The organism is Komagataeibacter ossonobensis, from assembly GCF_057359305.1.
Window position 1 is genome coordinate 69,862 of the sequence record NZ_JBXAYQ010000006.1, and the last position, 15,484, is coordinate 85,345.

Here is a 15,484-nt window from a genome sequence, read left to right on the forward strand (position 1 = left end):
AAAGGTTTCATGGTAATATGTCTGATATTGGTATGGCAGAAATAGATATCACCCATGAAGTATGCCCCATGACTTTCGTTCGCACACGGTTGGCACTTGACAGACTGCCCGCCGGGGAAAAACTGCTTGTCCGCCTGCGTGGCGCAACGCCACTGGACAACGTTTCACGCAGCCTGAAGCTGCTTGGTCATGTCGTAGAAGAAATACAGACAGAAACAGATGGCATGACACATCGGCTGACCGTGCTCAAATCGCCCGCCGCATGACACAGGCATCCATTCCATCGGGGTAATAGTGACGACGGATTCCCGCCTGCGCAAATCCGTTCGCGCGATACAGCGTCATGGCGGGAATGTTATCCATGGCCACTTCCAGAAACAGGGTCCGCGCGCCCGCTTCCGCTACCTGCCGCATGCAGCGCGCCAGCAGGTCACGCCCGATCCCGCGCCGCTGCCATGCCGGGTCCACGGCAAAGGTCAGGATCTCGGCCTCGTCAAACAGGGTGCGGGCCATGATGAAGCCGGGCGCGTCCCCCGCCGCCATCACGACACAGACACCCGGCATGTCCAGCAGGGCCTGCATGGCCTGCGCGTCCCACCGGTGGCTGGGGGGAAACGCCCGCGCATGGATATGCGCCAGCAACGTGGCCTGCGCACCGGCAGGCCGGGGGGACAGGGTCATGGCGTGTCGACGGGGGCGGGTCGCAGGCCTGCCGCAGGCAGTTTGGCTTCCGGCGCATCGACATAGAGTGGCTGGGCCGCGCGGGGCGGCAGATCACCACGGAAACGACGCAGGGCCACCGTGGCGATGGCCATGGGGTCAGGCTGCGTCAGGGTGCATGTCCGCACGTCCCTGCGCTGCGGCAGGGCCTGCGCCGCCTCTTCCGCCGCATTGCCGGCCAGCAGCACGGGACCAGGCGGCAGTTCAAGCGTATCAAGCATATGGGCGGACACGCTGCCCGCATCCTTCCCGTCCGCCAGCGTCTCGACAAACACACGCCCCCGCCGCGCAACGGTGCAGCATAGCGGGCGGGCCGCCAGTGGCCGGGCCACGTCCTGCAGGGCGTCGGCCATGGCTTCGCCCCCTGTCATGCCCACCACGGCGCAGCCACTGCCTGCGGAAAGCCCATGGGCGAATGCCAGCGAGGCCCGCAATCCGGTAAACGAACCCGGCCCAACAACCACGCCCACCACTTCGGGCATGGCATGGGTCCAGCCGCATTGTGCAAACAGTTCGGTCGCCAGCAGGGGAAACTGTTCGGCAGCCCCCCGTCCCGTGGCCGTCCGGGTTGCCAGAACGGACAGTGCCCCGTCATCATCCAACGCAAGGCAGGCAATCACGGCCTGCGCCTGCGTACCGGTGGCGCTGCCGTCCATCACCAGAATCCGCATGACCTATACAATCACGCAGGCATCATCGAAATCGGGGCGCGGCGCGCGGGCAGTCGGCGGCGGCGCGTCCGTATAGCCAAGACAGACAAGGAAATTGGCCTGCCAGCCCTTCTGCGCCAGGAAGCAGTCTTCCACCATCGCGCCATCAAACCCCGACAGCGGCAGTACCGACAGGCCCAGCGCACGGGCGGCCATGATCAGATATCCCCCCTGCAACGTGCCGTTGCGAAAGGCCGTTTCCTCCGCCAGTCCCACATCCGCCGCGAACCACTGCCGCACATCCGGGGCGGGGTTGAGCGTATCCATCCGATCAAAGAACAGCGGGTCATGCGCCACGATCACGGTGACCGGCGCAGTCATAACGCGCTGCACGTTTCCCGCCGAAAGGGCGGGACGCAGGCGTTCACGGCAGCTTTCGGTGGTAATGAACACGAAACGCGCGGGACAGCAGTTACCTGATGTCGGGCCAAGGCGGACCAGATCGTACAACTGCCGCAGCGTCTCCTGCCCCACGGGCCGGTCATTCCACGCCACCGGCGTGCGTGCGTTGCGAAACAGAAGATCAAGCCCAGCGTCATCAAGCGCCATGAAACATTCCCAGACTACCCGCAGGCCTGCCGATCAGGCCTCTACCTGCTCTACCGATACCACTTCCGGCACGTAATGGCGCAGCATGTTCTCCACCCCGTGCTTGAGCGTCGCGCGCGACGACGGACAGCCCGAACACGCTCCCTGCATGGTCAGCCGCACCACACCGTCCCGATATCCCCGGAATACAATGTCACCGCCATCACCCGCAACGGCGGGACGTACGCGGGTATCCAGCAGTTCCTTGATCTGCTGCACGATTTCCTCATCCCCCGGCGCGATCAGGTCCTCGACCACCTGCGCGTCGCTTTCCACCACCGGCTGTTCCGTCGCCAGGTAGTCCGCCAGCACGGACAGCACCTGCGGGCGCAGGTCGTCCCATTGTGTTGCGTCGCTGCGGGTCACGGCCACGAAGTCATTGCCGAAAAAGACGCGCGCCACACCGTCCAGATCAAACAGAAGGTCCGCAAGGCGGGACCGCCCGGCCACGGAATCGGGACTGATGAAATCAGCCGTGGCCCCGTTGGCCATGATCTCGCGCCCCGGCAGGAACTTCAGCGTTGCGGGATTCGGGGTATCTTCTGTTTCGATGAACATTGCTCGGTCTTCCAGACATGACGGGAAAGCGGGACATGCAAACGTACTTCCCAAGTCCTGTTATATGATCGACCCGCGTGTAAATCCAACCCCACGCAGGAAAGCCAGACCCGCTTTTAGCTACCGGGACGTATCACAGCATTGCGTGGCAGGACAATTTCCGCGCACAGGCCACCATGGGCCCGGTTATACAGGTGGAAACAGCCGCCATCACGCTCCACCTCGCGGCTGACGATCGCAAGCCCCAGCCCCAGCCCACCCGTGCTGCGCGAACGCGACCCCTCCACCCGGTAGAAGGGTGTCGTCACGCGCCCGATCTCGGCTTCCGGTAGGCCGGGACCATTGTCTTCCACCCGGATGCACAGCACTTCCGGCCCCACCGTCAGGCTGACATGCGCATTGCCGCCGTAATTCACCGCATTGTCGATCAGGTTGCCCATCACGCGCTTGAGCGCCAGCGGACGCACCACGGCCTGCGCCTGATCCGGCCCGTCATAGGTCACGTCGCGACCCTGATCGGCGTCATCATCCACCCGTGTCGCAAGGATCGAGGCCACATTGGCCGACCGCGCGGGTTCGGGGTCCTTTTCCCCCGACAGATAGGCCAGCACGCCGGCAATCATGGCCTCCATTTCCGTGACATCGGCCTCGATTTCCTTCTGCGCGTTCGCATCATCCAGAAAGCCCGCCCGCAACCGCAGGCGGGCCAGCGGCGTGCGCAGGTCGTGGGATACGGCGGCCAGCGCCTCGGTCCGGTCGACGATCAGGCGGTTGATGCGTTCCTGCATCTCGTTGATGGCACGGGCAAGGTAGCGTACCTCCCGCGGGCCCTTGTTCTCCAGCGGCACCCACCGGCCGGACCCGACCGTATCGGCCACATCCGCCAGTGCGCGCAGCGGCATGCTCAGCGCACGCACCAGCATGCCCGCCGCCAGCAGCACCGCCCCCGCCAGGATCGCCGCCGAGACAATGCCCCGCCGCATATGGTGGGGCTGCAGGATGGCGGGAGCGAGAAAGCCCATGTAACTGCCATCGGGCAGGCGCAGCGTGCCGCGCACATCCTGCGTCGCCGCGATCGTGCCCGACAGGTTCAGCGCGTCCCCCTGCAATGCCGTCAGAGGCCCGGCCATGCGGTCATGCAGCTTGCGCAGCGATGGGGGTTCGACCTTCATCACCCCCTGCTGCGCGGGGGTGCGCCAGTCCACCGTCAGGTCATTGGTGGACAGCATGGCCGCCAGCACCATGCGTTGCGACGTGGGTGTCGCGGCCAGAACGCGGGCATCGATCACCAGCCGTTCCCCCACCTGTTCCAGCTGGGCATCATCTATGGTGTAGGTCTCGGCTTCCTCATAGAAGACGGAACTGCCGACAAAGACGAGTGCGACCGCAGCCAGCAGCACGAACATGACGCGCCCCACCAGCCCACGTGGCCACAGCGTGATCCGCCGTGGCACGGGCTCTGTCTCACGCGGGGGCTGTAAGGTCCGGGTCGTATTCACGCCCCTGTTCCCGTCAGACCCGCTCCACCTCCGACGTGAAGATATAGCCCATACCCCGCACGGTGCGGATCAGCCCGTCCGAGTCCGGCCCCAGCTTGCGCCGCAGGCGGCTGACCAGCACGTCCACGCTCCGGTCCGACACGTCCCCCAGCCGGGTACGTGACAGTTCCAGCAGACGGTCGCGGCCAATGACGCGCTGCGGATTGTCAAGGAAGCTGGTCAGCAGATCATGCTCCGCCCCCGAAATCTCCACCGCCGCACCGGACGGGTCCGTCAGTTCACGGCGGCGCAGGTCCAGTGTCCAACCGGCGAAACGCACGGTTTCCTTGCGCTGACGGCCCGCACTGGGGGTCGTGACCCCACCGCCACGACGGCGCAGCACCGCGCGCACGCGGGCCAGCAGTTCCTTCTGGCCAAAGGGCTTGGGAACATAGTCATCCGCGCCCAGTTCCAGCCCCTGCACGCGGTCCAGTTCCTCGCCACGCGCGGAAACGATAATGACCGGCACTTCGGTCAGTGGTGCCTCGCCCGGCGCCACCGGGTCGGGCTGTGCGCGCAGGCCACGGCACAGGTCCAGCCCATTGGTGCCCGGCAGCATGACATCAAGGATGATCAGGTCAGCCGCCTGCGCGCGCAGCGCATCCCACATTTCAGGACCGTCCTGCACACCACGCACGCGGTAGCCATCGCCCTGCAGGGCGCGGACGATCAGGGTGCGCATGCCAGGGTCATCTTCCACCACGAGGATACGGGCGGGCAGATCATCAGTGGCAGGTATCTGTGTCATTCTCTCGGCCATGGTTCGGTTCAGGGACAGTCATGATGCCATTCATGCGACAGTCACCAGCATATCCAACGCACCGGGCCGGGATAAGACCATCGTTCATATCATAAAATGTCAATCATGACCGGATACGAAAAAAAACGGGGCGCCGGACGAATCCGGCACCCCGCATGGCAGACAACCTGCTGGATGGTGTCAGTGTGCGGCGGCGGCGGCTGAATTCAGCTTCAGCACCCAGAACTGGGCGATATCGCGCGCGCCGTTCGTGCCTTCCACGCTGTTGAAGGTGGCGATGGCGGCATCCTTCTTCCCCGCAGCGGCCTGCGCCAGGCCAAGGTGCAGGCGCGCGATGTTCACGTCCGATGGCCCCTTGGCGAGACCCTGCTGCATCAGCGCGATGCCCTTGTCGCCCTGACCGAACAGCACGTAATTATAACCCGCCGTCAGCATGGCGTTGCCAGTGGTGGCCTGCGCCGCCGCCGCATCCAGCCCGGCCTTGCGGTCGGCGACACTCTGCGTCACCAGCGCCTTCAGCTTTTCCTCACGCGGGGCGCTGGCGTCATGGCCCAGCACACCGGTGCTGTAGCCCTGGTTGATGATATCAAGCGCAAGCTGCGGCAGCCCTGCCTGCATGGCCAGTTCGGTAATGTCCATATACTCGGCCGAGGTCTTGACCAGACCGGCTTCCAGACGCACGCGGTCGATATCCAGACGCAGCCCCGGAGCCATGTTCGGGTTGCTCAGGACCGAATGCACCACCTGTGCCCAGTAATCGGGCTTGGGGTAATAGGTGGCCAGCAGCACATAGGTTTTTGTCAGCGCCGCATTGTCCTTCAGCTGCGCCTGGCATGCGGCCAGAAGCTGAAGCTGGTTTTCCGTGGGCTTGCCACCGGCCTTGATCGTGTCGTCAATCTGCGCCTGCTGCACGCGCGCGGCGTTGGCGTAATCATGCTGCAGGTAATATGCCTGGATCAGGATCATCAGCATCTGCGGGTTCTTGCCACCCGCCTTGATGTACTTTTCCGTGACCGTGATCGCCGTGGGGTAATCCTTGGCGGTGAAGGCCATGCTGCCTTCGGCCAGCGCCATCTGTTCCTTGGTCGCAGCCGGCGTGCGCGGGGATGCGATCAGCTTGTCATAGGCCGAAATCGCGGCGGGCACATTGCCGGACTGGGCGGCGACGGCGGCACGCATCTGCGCGATGGTGTAGGATTCGTACTCGGACTTGCCGGTCACGGCATCCGCCGCGTCAACATCGGCCATGGCCTGCGGGTACTTCTTGGCGGCCAGCTCGGTCTGTGCCTTCTGCAGCGCCGTGCCGACCTTTTCCCCCAGCTGGTCCGCCGCATACGCACCGTGAACGGGCAGCACGCCCGCCAGCGGCAGCGCCATCATGACCCCGGCCAGCAGGCGCCCGCGCAGCTGGAACAGCGATTTGGATGTGATGTTTTTCAACTGGATGTCCTTCCATGAACGGGTCATGGCCCGATTGATCGGCCAGGGCATCACGATGGACCCGCGCGGCCCATCATTCAATCCGCCCCTGACCGATGGCGACACGGCAGGCCGCATGATATGCGCCTGCCGTGTCACGACGTGAAATCAGATCATGCGCGGGTGTCGGGCTTATTCAGCGGCGTCGTGCGTTTCATGGCGATAGCCACCCATCAGGATCGACTGCACGTCGGCGGCAAAGTTGCGCACCTCATCCAGCGCACCCTTGTTGCGGCGGACCAGCATGTTGTAGCCCAGAACCGCAGGCACGGCGGTGCCCAGGCCGATGGCGGTCATGATCAGCGATTCACCAACCGGACCGGCAACCTTGTCGATCGAGGCCTGCCCCGCGATGCCGATGGCCGTCAGCGCGTGATAGATGCCCCAGACGGTCCCGAACAGGCCCACGAACGGGGAGGTCGAACCCACGGTGCCAAGAAAGGCCAGGCCACCCTGCAGGCGGTTCTGGATGAAATCAACCGAACGCTGGATGGACATGGTGGTCCAGGAATGCAGGTCGATGGTTTCCTGCATCGTGCCTTCGTGGTGTTCGGCGGCCTTGATACCGGTATCGGCAATGTAGCGGAAGGGCGATGCGGTATCGAGCAGCGCAGCACCTTCCTTGATGTCATGCGCGGGCCAGAATTTCGCCTTCACTTCCTTGGCGTCCTTAAGGATACGCGCCTGCTCGAGGAACTTGGTAATCATGATGTACCATGTCCCGACAGACATCACGACCATGATGATCAGCACGGTACGCGCAATGAAGTCACCATTCGACCACAGCGCACCCAGGCCATACGGGTTGGAATCGGCCGCAGCCGCGGGGGTGGCGTAGGCAAGGGCGGGTAATGCAGTCAGCAGCGCGGCCGCGATGACTTGATTACGATGCTGTCGGGTCATTTACCTGAAATCCTCTGACGAAAAGGCCATGGGTCTGGCCTGCAACACATTTCATGACTGTTATCTGACCAGTCCGGGAGATGAAAATCAATCCACCTGTATCGATTTCGGAACAATTTCCAGCATGTGGACCCGCCGGTCACGCCCGATGACAGGTGCGGGAATGACGGGAACCACAGGCTGGACCATGACCGGGCGCACAGGCGGCGGCGCGGGTGGGACGGGTGGCATCGGCTCGGGAATGATCCGCAGCGTCACCGGCGGCAATGGGCGATAGGGTTCGGGAAACATGGGCTTGGCCTTGGGCCGCAACCCATAGGCCAGCATTGACAGGACAACGACATGGACCGCAATGATCACGCCCACCACGCGCACGTACGGCGTGCGCCGTCGCTGCCTGGCCGCATAATCCAATCCCATGACTTCGTCAGACCACATGCCATTCCCATCCAGACGCCACCAGCCAGCGCCCTTGGACCGGGGCTGCGCGCCATTAATTGCCAGACGCTGATTGGGCGTGGTCGGGGCGTATGTGTCAAGCCTGATATGCAACAGGTGCGGAACAAATTTCCTGTTGCGGAACAATGGTTCCCGCTCCGGCATGAAAAAACCCCACGACCGGAAGCCGTGGGGTGTGTGCATGAACGGACTGCCGCGGTTACTGCGCCTGCGCGCTGGCTTCCGACCGGGTCGCCCCCACGCGGGCGGCAAGGGCGGCGGCCATGAAGTCATCCAGGTCACCGTCCAGGATGGCGTCCGGATTGGTCTTTTCCACGTTGGTCCGCAGGTCCTTCACCAGCTGGTACGGGGCCAGCACGTAGGAACGGATCTGGTGCCCCCAGCCGATATCGGTCTTGTTCGCCTCGGTCTGGGCGGCGGCGGCCTCGCGCTTCTGCAGTTCCTGCTCGTACATGCGCGCCTTCAGCATGGTCATGGCCGTGGCGCGGTTACGGTGCTGGGACCGGTCGGTCTGGCACGCCACCACGATCCCTGTGGGGATGTGGGTGATGCGGATGGCCGATTCCGTCTTGTTGACGTGCTGGCCGCCCGCGCCGGATGCGCGGAACGTATCCACGCGCAGGTCGGCTTCGTTGATCTCGATCTCGATCGAATCATCGACCACCGGATAGACCCATACGGACGCAAACGATGTCTGTCGCCGTGCCGCCGCGTCAAACGGCGAGATCCGGACAAGGCGATGCACGCCCGCCTCGGTCTTGAGCCAGCCATAGGCATTGGGACCACTGACCTGAATGGTGGCGGACTTGATGCCGGCCTGCTCCCCTTCCGAACTTTCCATCATGGTCACCTTGTAACCATGCTGTTCAGCCCAGCGGGTGTACATGCGCAGCAGCATTTCGGCCCAGTCCTGCGCCTCCGTCCCGCCCGCGCCGGCATTGACCTCAAGGTAGCAGTCATTGCTGTCCGCCTCACCCGAAAGCAGGCTTTCCGTCTCGCGCCGCTTGGCTTCTTCCGCAAGCGCACGCAGGCTGGACAGCGCTTCGGCCACGACAGCCGAATCGCCTTCCATTTCCGCCAGTTCCACCAGTTCGAGCGTATCGTTCACATCGGCTTCCAGCCGCTGCACGCCCTCGATCTGGTTGGCCAGCAGCGTGCGCTCGCGCATGAGCTTCTGGGCAGCTTCGGAATCATTCCACAACTCGGGGTCTTCGGCCCGGTTGTTCAGCTCCGCAAGGCGGTCGATTGCGACATCCCAGTCAAAGATGCCTCCTCAGCAGTGCCACCGACTGCTTGATCTGGTCGTTCAGGGCCTCTGTCTCGGCAGACATGGGCTTGCTCCTCGCTCAACGGTAAACAATGCGGGCATGCGCGCGGCCGCCCGGCATAACGGGCGTCAATACAGGCCACCCATGCCAATGTCACCCCCGGAAGGCTGGGATGCGGCGGGGCCGGACGGTGCGACGGGATGGCCTGCTGATGTGCTGCCATCCCCCGCCACCGCCGGGCTGCCCGGCATGGTACCCATGTCGGTTTCGGAATCAGGCATGTTTTCAGCACCGGTATCCGCCGCCGTCAGCGCCATGCCCGAACCCGCGCCAAGGTCAACACTGACCCCCGGCACCTGTCCGGGCTTGAAGGCGTCGATCGCCATGCCCATCCCGGTATCGTAACGGGCCAGCTGTACCCCCTCGGGCACGCGGAAATCAAGGCGCGGGCGGGTGGCCAGCGCCGCCTTCATCACCTGGTTCCAGATCGGGCCGGCGATCACGCCGCCGGTCTCGTTCTTGCCCAGGGACTGCGGGGTATCGAACCCGATCCACACCACCGTCACCAGATCGGGGGAAAAGCCCGCGAACCATGCGTCATTGAAATCCTGACTGGTGCCGGTCTTGCCCGCGATGGGCCGGTCAATGCCCGCGCCCGCGCGCACGCCGGTGCCGCGGCGCACCACGTCCTGCATCATCGCCACGATCTGGCTGGCGGACGTGGCCGAGACAACCTGCGGCCGGGTATCCTCCATCTGCGGGCCATCGGTGGCCATGCTGCCGGCCTTCCACGTTATGCCATCGGGGCGCCATACGACGTTGCCGTTACGGTCCTTGATGTCATCCACCAGGGTGGGCATGACCAGCCTGCCGCCATTGGCGATGGTGGCATAGGCGGCGGCTTCACGCATGACGGTGGTTTCCACCGCCCCCAGGGCTGCTGGCAGCACCAGCGGCATGGAATGGACAAGGCCAAGCTTCTGCGCCAGATCGGCCACCGGTTTCATGCCGATCTGTGCGGCAAGGCGGATGGTGACCAGGTTGCGTGATTCCCGCAGCGCATCATGCAGCGTGGTCGGGCCCCAGAAATCCTTTTCATAATTGTTGGGATGCCATTCGCCATAGCTGACGGGGGAGTCATCGAATTTCTGCGAAGGGGAAATCCCCTGCTCCATCGCCGCCAGATAGACGAAGGGCTTGAACGACGACCCCGGCTGGCGCGCCGCCTGCGTTGCACGGTTGAACTGTGATTCCCTGAACGACCAGCCCCCCACCATGGCCATGACGCGCCCGGTATGCACGTCCACCGTGGCCAGCGCACCTTCCACGCGCGGCACCTGCCGCACGGCAACGCCGCCGCCATCGGCCTGCGGTTCGATCAGGATCACGTCACCTTCCTGCAATCCCTTGCCGGTGCGCATCCATGTCCGGTCACGTGCCAGCAGTTCACCGGTATGGGGAATGACGGGATCATGCCCCTCCAGCCAGCCCACGCGCCCGGTGGTGGCGGACAGCACAACTGCGACCCGCCACTGTTCCAGCATGGCGGCGGGTGCTGTGACATGGGCCAGCGCATTGGCCCAGTCGCCGCTGGCATCCGCTGCATCGATATGCGTGAACGCGCCACGCCAGCCACCATGCGCGCGATCATAACGCAACAGCCCGTCACGCAGGGCGGTCGTGGCCACCTGCTGCAGATGGGAATCGAGCGAGGTATGAACCGACAGCCCGCCTTCCATCGTGGTGCCGATGCCGTAGCGTTCGATCAGTTCCCGGCGCACTTCCTCGGCAAACCATTCGGAACCGGGGACCGGGCCGGGCCGGGTAAAGTTGGCGGGCACCAGCGGCTCCTGCTGGGCCGTGCGCGCTTCCTCGGGCGTGATGACCTTCAGGTCCGCCATGCGGTCCAGCACCCAGTTGCGCCGGTTGGTCGCCGCCTGCACGAAGCGGTGGGGATTATAGTTGGTGGGCGACTTGGGCAGCGCGCCAAGGAAGGCGGCCTCGGCATTGTCCAGCTGGTCCAGCGGCTTGTTGAAATAGGTCTGGGCCGCAGCCCCGATGCCGTAGGCCCCTTCGCCAAGGTAGATTTCGTTCAGGTAGATCTCGAGGATCTGTTCCTTGCTCAGCGTCTGCTCCAGCCGCATGGCCAGCAGTGCTTCCTTGATCTTGCGGTCGATGGAGACCGCATTCGACCCCAGCAGCATGATGCGCGCGACCTGCTGCGTGATGGTGGACGCCCCGATGGGACGGTGCTTTGTCCCGTGCATCATCATGTCGGTCAGGCCCGCGCGCGCGATGGCCATCGGATCAACACCGCCATGGGTGAAGAATTTCTGGTCTTCCGCCGCAAGGAAGGCATCGCGCACACGTTCGGGTATGGCGCTGTAGGGCACGAATATGCGCCGTTCCGCCGCCAGTTCCGCCATGACCTGATCATCGCCCGAATACAGGCGGCTCATGACCGGGGGCTGGTAGGTACGCAGGCCGTCAACCGTGGGCAGGCCCTCGCTCAGGCGTTCATATTCCCCCCATGCCAGAAGGGCCGCCCCACCGCCACCCAGCAGCAGGACGGCAAGCGCGCTGCCCGCCAGCCAGCGCACCATGCGGTAACGCGGGCGGCGCGGGCCGCCAGCGCCGGGGCGTGAGGGTCCATCAATCCGGCCATCACGGCCTGATCCGTCAGCAAGCGTCATCCGGTATCCAATAGGGAAAGAAAGGGGCGGTTGTGTGTCGAGACCCCTGTCTAGCATTGTCCGCCGCCGCCGTCGCCCCCGATCCGCCGCCCTGTTGGCGTGCCGGCCGCTTACGCGCCGTTACGGCTGGCCCATTCCGCGCGCCCATCATTATCAAGCTGCTGGAATTCCTCATGGCTCAGTTCAATGGCGGTGGCAGCGGCGTTATCGGCCAGATGGTCGGGACTGCTGGTGCCGGGAATGGGCAGCATGACCGGCGCACGGCGCAGCAGCCACGCCAGCGCGATCTGTCCGGGCTGCACGCCCTTCTCGCTGGCCAGGCGGGTCAGCAGCGTGTCCCCTCTGGTCAGGCTGCCCGCCGCCAGCGGCGCCCACGGGATGAAGCCGATATTTTCCTTCGTGCAGTAATCCAGCACGTCTTCGGAATAGCGGTTGACGAGGTTGAAGCGGTTCTGGACCGTGGCGACAGGGAAATACAGCCGCGCGCGTTCGATCATCTCCACCGTGACTTCCGACAGGCCGACATGGCGGATCAGCCCCTGCGCGCGCATGGCGGCAATGGCCTCGAACTGCCGTTCAGGCGTGCAGTCAGGCCCCACGCGGTGCAACTGCCACAGGTCGATGCGTTCGACCCCCAGCCTGCGCATGCTCATCAGCACGCACTGCCGCAGGTAATCGGGGTTGCCAACCGGTTTCCAGATATCGGGACCGTGGCGTGTATGGCCGCCCTTGGTGGCGATGATGGTGTCCGTGTAGGGATGCAGCGCCTCGCGGATCAGGTCCTCGCTGACAAACGGGCCGTACGCATCTGCCGTATCGACGAAGTTGATGCCCAGTTCCGGCAGGCGCCGCAGGGTGGCCAGTGCCGCAGCCCGGTCGGCGGGTTCACCCCATATGCCCTTTCCCGTAATGCGCATGGCGCCAAAGCCAAGCCGCGTGACCTCCAGGTCACCACCAATCATGAACGATCCGGACTGCCTTGCATCGGGCGTGAACATGCCATTCTCCTTGCGCGTTGGGCGACCATGCGCCTGCGTGGGCGCCGGGTGCGTGTGGCTGGTCTGTGTCCCCATTAAGGACCGCGGGCGGCGTGGGTTGCATTGCAATCCCGTCGCCTCAGCCCAGCATCCGCCCGATCACCCGCGCCGTGTAATCCACCACGGGAATGATGCGGGCATAGTTGATGCGGGTGGGGCCGATCACGCCAATCGCGCCGACAATGCGGTTGGAATCGGTGCGTGCGGGGGCCACCACCACCGACATGCCCGCCATGCCGAACAGCCCGCTTTCCGCCCCGATGAAGATCCGCACCCCTTCGGATTCGCGCGCAAGGTCCAGCAGGCGCAGCATGGTTTCCTGTGTTTCCAGCCGTTCAAACAGCATCTGGATCGTGGTCAGGCGTTCGATTTCCGTCACATCGGCCAGCAGGCGGCCCTGCCCGCGTATGAACAGGGTGCCGCCGCGCTCGTCCGCGTCGCTCCATGTTGCCAGCCCGCTTTCCACCACTTCCGCCGTCAGGTGGTCCAGTTCGTTGCGGTTGGCCGTCATGTCGGTGCTGACCGTCTCGCGCAGGCGGTCCAGCGTCTGGCCCGACAGGTGGGCGTTGAGGTAATTGCCCGCCTCCACCAGTGCGGATGGCGGCAGGCCGGGCGGGGTCTCGATCACGCGGTTTTCCACCTGCCCATCCGCGCTGACCAGAATGACCAGTGCGCGCCCCGGACCCAGCGCCACGAATTCGATATGCTTGATGGTGGTGCCATCACTCTTGGGGGCCATGACCAGCCCCGCCGCCGATGACAGGCCCGACAGCATGGACGATGCCTGCGCCAGCGTATCCTCCAGCGAACGGCCCTTTACGTCCAGCATGCCCGCGATGCTTTCACGCTCCTCCTCGCTCAGGTTACCGAACTGTAGCAGGCCATCGACAAACAGCCGCACGCCCTTTTCCGTGGGCAGCCGCCCTGCCGATGCATGCGGCGAAAACAGCAGCCCCGCATCGGTCAGGTCCGCCATCACATTGCGAATCGTGGCGGGAGAAAGCGACAGCGGCAGGCGCTGCGACAGGGTGCGCGACCCCATCGGTTCGCCCGTTTCGACATACTGCTCCACGATCTCACGCAGGATCGCGGCAGAACGCGCATCAAGCCCGGACAGCAGGGCGGGCTGTGATACCTGTGGCCGGTTTTCCATCGCCATGCCTCCCGTGTTGCACGTATCCATTCACCATGCGGACCATCCGCGTCCCCATCATAGCAGATCCTGCCGCGTCCTGCCCACGCGGGACTGGAAATCGGGACGGGTTGCAGGCTATGCCGCCCCATTACCTTGCGGAGTTTTACGCCCATGCGCCCATCCGGCCGTGCCATTGACGCCCTGCGTCCCGTCTTCATCCAGCCCGGCTTCGCCCACCATGCCGAAGGGTCCGCCCTGATCCGCATGGGCGGGACCGAAGTCCTGTGCGCCGCCACGGTGGAAACGCGCGTGCCCTCCTTCCTGCGCGGCAAGGGGCAGGGCTGGGTCACGGCGGAATACGGCATGCTGCCGCGCGCCACCCACAGCCGGGGCCAGCGCGAGGCCGCACGTGGGAAGCAGACCGGCCGTACACAGGAAATCCAGCGTCTGATCGCCCGTGCCCTGCGCGCGGTGGTAGACCTGAAGGCACTGGGCGAAATCTCGGTCACGGTGGATTGCGACGTGCTGAACGCCGATGGCGGCACGCGCTGCGCCGCGATTACCGGGGCGTGGGTGGCCCTGCGCCTGGCGCTGGAAAAACTGGTACGCGACGGCACCCTGCCCGCCCTGCCGATCAAGGGACAGGTCGCAGCCATATCGTGCGGGCTGACGGATGACGGCCCGGTTCTGGACCTGGACTACAGGGAAGACAGCACGGCGAGCGCCGACGCCAATTTTGTCCTGACCGCCGATGGCGGCATCGTGGAAATTCAGGGTACGGCGGAAAAGGATCCCTTTACCGAAGCGCAGTTCAATACCCTCATGCGGCTTGCCCGCACCGGCACGGCTGAACTGTTCCGTATCCAGACCGCCATCGTGGAAGAGGCATTAAAGGCATGAACACATCCCCCACCCGCCTGAACCGTGGCGACACACTGGTTCTGGCCACCCATAACCGGGGCAAGATCGCGGAATTCGCGGCCCTGCTTGCGGGATACGGCATCCGTGTCGTCTCCGCCGGAGACCTGTCGCTGCCCGAGCCGGAGGAAACCGCCGACAGCTTTACCGGCAACGCCGCCATCAAGGCCGCTGCGGCAGCAAAAGCCGCCAACCTGCCCGCACTGGCTGATGATTCGGGTTTCTGTGTCGCGGCGCTGGATGGCGCGCCGGGCATTTTCTCCGCCCGCTGGGCTGGCCCGAACAAGGATTATCCTGACGCCATGCGCCGCATCCATGACCAGATGGGGGATAACCCGGACCGCAGCGCATGGTTCATTTCCGTCCTGTGCCTTGCATGGCCAGACGGGCGGGCCGAAACCTTTGAAGGACGCATTGACGGCCATGTCATCTGGCCGCCGCATGGGGAAAACGGCCATGGCTATGACCCCATCTTCGCCCCCGGCAGCGGCACCCGCAGCTTTGCCGACATGACGGATGTGGAAAAGAACACCATCAGTCACCGCGCACTGGCATTTGCGCTGTTCCGCGATGCCTGCCTGCCCGCGACAGCATAAAGAAAAAGCTTCAAAGCACGCCGCCTTTTTGAAAAAAGGCGGCACCCAAAAACTTTCATCATTCCCGATCATGATGAAAAAAGGCCGGTGCCCTTAGGACAACCGGCCTTTTCCACAGGTTT

General features: G+C 64.4%; 16 protein-coding genes. 3 read left to right on the forward strand and 13 right to left on the reverse strand.

Annotated elements, in window-relative coordinates:
• The first annotated feature begins 17 nt into the window (after window positions 1–17).
• Window positions 18–266, forward strand: coding sequence for a sulfurtransferase TusA family protein (locus tag AC1RQ9_RS06585; protein ID WP_193733223.1), 249 nt, complete (start codon window positions 18–20; stop codon window positions 264–266).
• On the opposite strand, the gene rimI is transcribed toward AC1RQ9_RS06585, so the two are convergent.
• The 13 genes from rimI to hrcA all read right to left on the reverse strand — a co-directional run bounded on the left by rimI (window position 247) and on the right by hrcA (window position 13,872).
• Window positions 247–681: a ribosomal protein S18-alanine N-acetyltransferase gene (gene rimI / locus AC1RQ9_RS06590; protein ID WP_485986080.1), complete on the reverse strand. Its 435-nt coding sequence runs from the start codon at window positions 679–681 to the stop codon at window positions 247–249. The genes AC1RQ9_RS06585 and rimI overlap by 20 nt on opposite strands.
• The gene (gene tsaB / locus AC1RQ9_RS06595) at window positions 678–1,391 is read right to left on the reverse strand and encodes a tRNA (adenosine(37)-N6)-threonylcarbamoyltransferase complex dimerization subunit type 1 TsaB (protein ID WP_193733221.1); all 714 of its coding nucleotides are present in this window, start codon (window positions 1,389–1,391) and stop codon (window positions 678–680) included. Before tsaB ends, rimI begins: the two co-directional genes overlap by 4 nt.
• A gap of 3 nt (window positions 1,392–1,394) precedes the next feature.
• On the reverse strand, window positions 1,395–1,979 hold the full coding sequence (locus AC1RQ9_RS06600; protein ID WP_485986083.1) for a malonic semialdehyde reductase: 585 nt from the start codon (window positions 1,977–1,979) through the stop codon (window positions 1,395–1,397).
• 33 nt (window positions 1,980–2,012) lie between these two features.
• Window positions 2,013–2,576 carry a NifU family protein gene (locus AC1RQ9_RS06605; protein ID WP_193733219.1) on the reverse strand — a complete coding sequence of 188 codons (564 nt, stop codon included), beginning with the start codon at window positions 2,574–2,576 and terminating at the stop codon, window positions 2,013–2,015.
• Between the two features lie 116 nt (window positions 2,577–2,692).
• Window positions 2,693–3,982 carry an ATP-binding protein gene (locus AC1RQ9_RS06610; protein ID WP_485986107.1) on the reverse strand — a complete coding sequence of 430 codons (1,290 nt, stop codon included), beginning with the start codon at window positions 3,980–3,982 and terminating at the stop codon, window positions 2,693–2,695.
• 106 nt (window positions 3,983–4,088) lie between these two features.
• A complete protein-coding gene (locus tag AC1RQ9_RS06615) occupies window positions 4,089–4,862 on the reverse strand; it encodes a response regulator transcription factor (protein WP_193733218.1) in 774 nt (257 codons plus the stop codon).
• 192 nt (window positions 4,863–5,054) lie between these two features.
• Window positions 5,055–6,452: a tetratricopeptide repeat protein gene (locus AC1RQ9_RS06620; protein ID WP_485986086.1), complete on the reverse strand. Its 1,398-nt coding sequence runs from the start codon at window positions 6,450–6,452 to the stop codon at window positions 5,055–5,057.
• 33 nt (window positions 6,453–6,485) lie between these two features.
• On the reverse strand, window positions 6,486–7,256 hold the full coding sequence (locus tag AC1RQ9_RS06625) for a MotA/TolQ/ExbB proton channel family protein (RefSeq protein ID WP_010509183.1): 771 nt from the start codon (window positions 7,254–7,256) through the stop codon (window positions 6,486–6,488).
• A gap of 87 nt (window positions 7,257–7,343) precedes the next feature.
• Window positions 7,344–7,898 carry a hypothetical protein gene (locus AC1RQ9_RS06630; protein WP_485986088.1) on the reverse strand — a complete coding sequence of 185 codons (555 nt, stop codon included), beginning with the start codon at window positions 7,896–7,898 and terminating at the stop codon, window positions 7,344–7,346.
• Between the two features lie 16 nt (window positions 7,899–7,914).
• Window positions 7,915–9,046, reverse strand: a protein-coding gene (gene prfB, locus AC1RQ9_RS06635) for a peptide chain release factor 2 (protein ID WP_193733216.1) whose coding sequence is annotated in 2 segments (ribosomal slippage) — window positions 7,915–8,976 and window positions 8,978–9,046 — 1,131 coding nt in all. Because the reading frame shifts where the segments join, the coding sequence is not laid out codon by codon here.
• A 65-nt stretch (window positions 9,047–9,111) separates the two neighbouring features.
• Complete coding sequence (locus AC1RQ9_RS06640) at window positions 9,112–11,676, reverse strand: penicillin-binding protein 1A (RefSeq protein WP_485986091.1); 2,565 nt, start codon at window positions 11,674–11,676, stop codon at window positions 9,112–9,114.
• Window positions 11,677–11,786: 110 nt separating this feature from the next.
• Window positions 11,787–12,674, reverse strand: a complete 888-nt coding sequence (locus tag AC1RQ9_RS06645; protein ID WP_485986092.1) for an aldo/keto reductase — start codon at window positions 12,672–12,674, stop codon at window positions 11,787–11,789.
• 118 nt (window positions 12,675–12,792) lie between these two features.
• Entirely contained in the window at window positions 12,793–13,872 is a 1,080-nt protein-coding gene (hrcA, locus tag AC1RQ9_RS06650) for a heat-inducible transcriptional repressor HrcA (protein WP_193733260.1), read from the reverse strand.
• Between the two features lie 147 nt (window positions 13,873–14,019).
• Between hrcA and rph the strand changes: the two genes are divergently transcribed.
• Both rph and rdgB read left to right on the forward strand, forming a co-directional pair.
• Complete coding sequence (gene rph, locus AC1RQ9_RS06655; RefSeq protein WP_010509172.1) at window positions 14,020–14,748, forward strand: ribonuclease PH; 729 nt, start codon at window positions 14,020–14,022, stop codon at window positions 14,746–14,748.
• Entirely contained in the window at window positions 14,745–15,362 is a 618-nt protein-coding gene (gene rdgB, locus AC1RQ9_RS06660) for an RdgB/HAM1 family non-canonical purine NTP pyrophosphatase (RefSeq protein ID WP_485986093.1), read from the forward strand. The genes rph and rdgB overlap by 4 nt, the downstream gene beginning before the upstream one ends.
• Window positions 15,363–15,484 lie beyond the last annotated feature (122 nt).

Coding starts and splice junctions, on each gene's coding strand:
- AC1RQ9_RS06585 (WP_193733223.1), top strand. CDS start 18: ATGTCTGATATTGGTATGGCAGAAATAGATATCACCCATGAAGTATGC.
- rimI (WP_485986080.1), bottom strand. CDS start 681: ATGACCCTGTCCCCCCGGCCTGCCGGTGCGCAGGCCACGTTGCTGGCG.
- tsaB (WP_193733221.1), bottom strand. CDS start 1,391: ATGCGGATTCTGGTGATGGACGGCAGCGCCACCGGTACGCAGGCGCAG.
- AC1RQ9_RS06600 (WP_485986083.1), bottom strand. CDS start 1,979: ATGGCGCTTGATGACGCTGGGCTTGATCTTCTGTTTCGCAACGCACGC.
- AC1RQ9_RS06605 (WP_193733219.1), bottom strand. CDS start 2,576: ATGTTCATCGAAACAGAAGATACCCCGAATCCCGCAACGCTGAAGTTC.
- AC1RQ9_RS06610 (WP_485986107.1), bottom strand. CDS start 3,982: ATGTTCGTGCTGCTGGCTGCGGTCGCACTCGTCTTTGTCGGCAGTTCC.
- AC1RQ9_RS06615 (WP_193733218.1), bottom strand. CDS start 4,862: ATGACACAGATACCTGCCACTGATGATCTGCCCGCCCGTATCCTCGTG.
- AC1RQ9_RS06625 (WP_010509183.1), bottom strand. CDS start 7,256: ATGACCCGACAGCATCGTAATCAAGTCATCGCGGCCGCGCTGCTGACT.
- AC1RQ9_RS06630 (WP_485986088.1), bottom strand. CDS start 7,898: ATGCACACACCCCACGGCTTCCGGTCGTGGGGTTTTTTCATGCCGGAG.
- AC1RQ9_RS06640 (WP_485986091.1), bottom strand. CDS start 11,676: ATGACGCTTGCTGACGGATCAGGCCGTGATGGCCGGATTGATGGACCC.
- AC1RQ9_RS06645 (WP_485986092.1), bottom strand. CDS start 12,674: ATGTTCACGCCCGATGCAAGGCAGTCCGGATCGTTCATGATTGGTGGT.
- hrcA (WP_193733260.1), bottom strand. CDS start 13,872: ATGGCGATGGAAAACCGGCCACAGGTATCACAGCCCGCCCTGCTGTCC.
- rph (WP_010509172.1), top strand. CDS start 14,020: ATGCGCCCATCCGGCCGTGCCATTGACGCCCTGCGTCCCGTCTTCATC.
- rdgB (WP_485986093.1), top strand. CDS start 14,745: ATGAACACATCCCCCACCCGCCTGAACCGTGGCGACACACTGGTTCTG.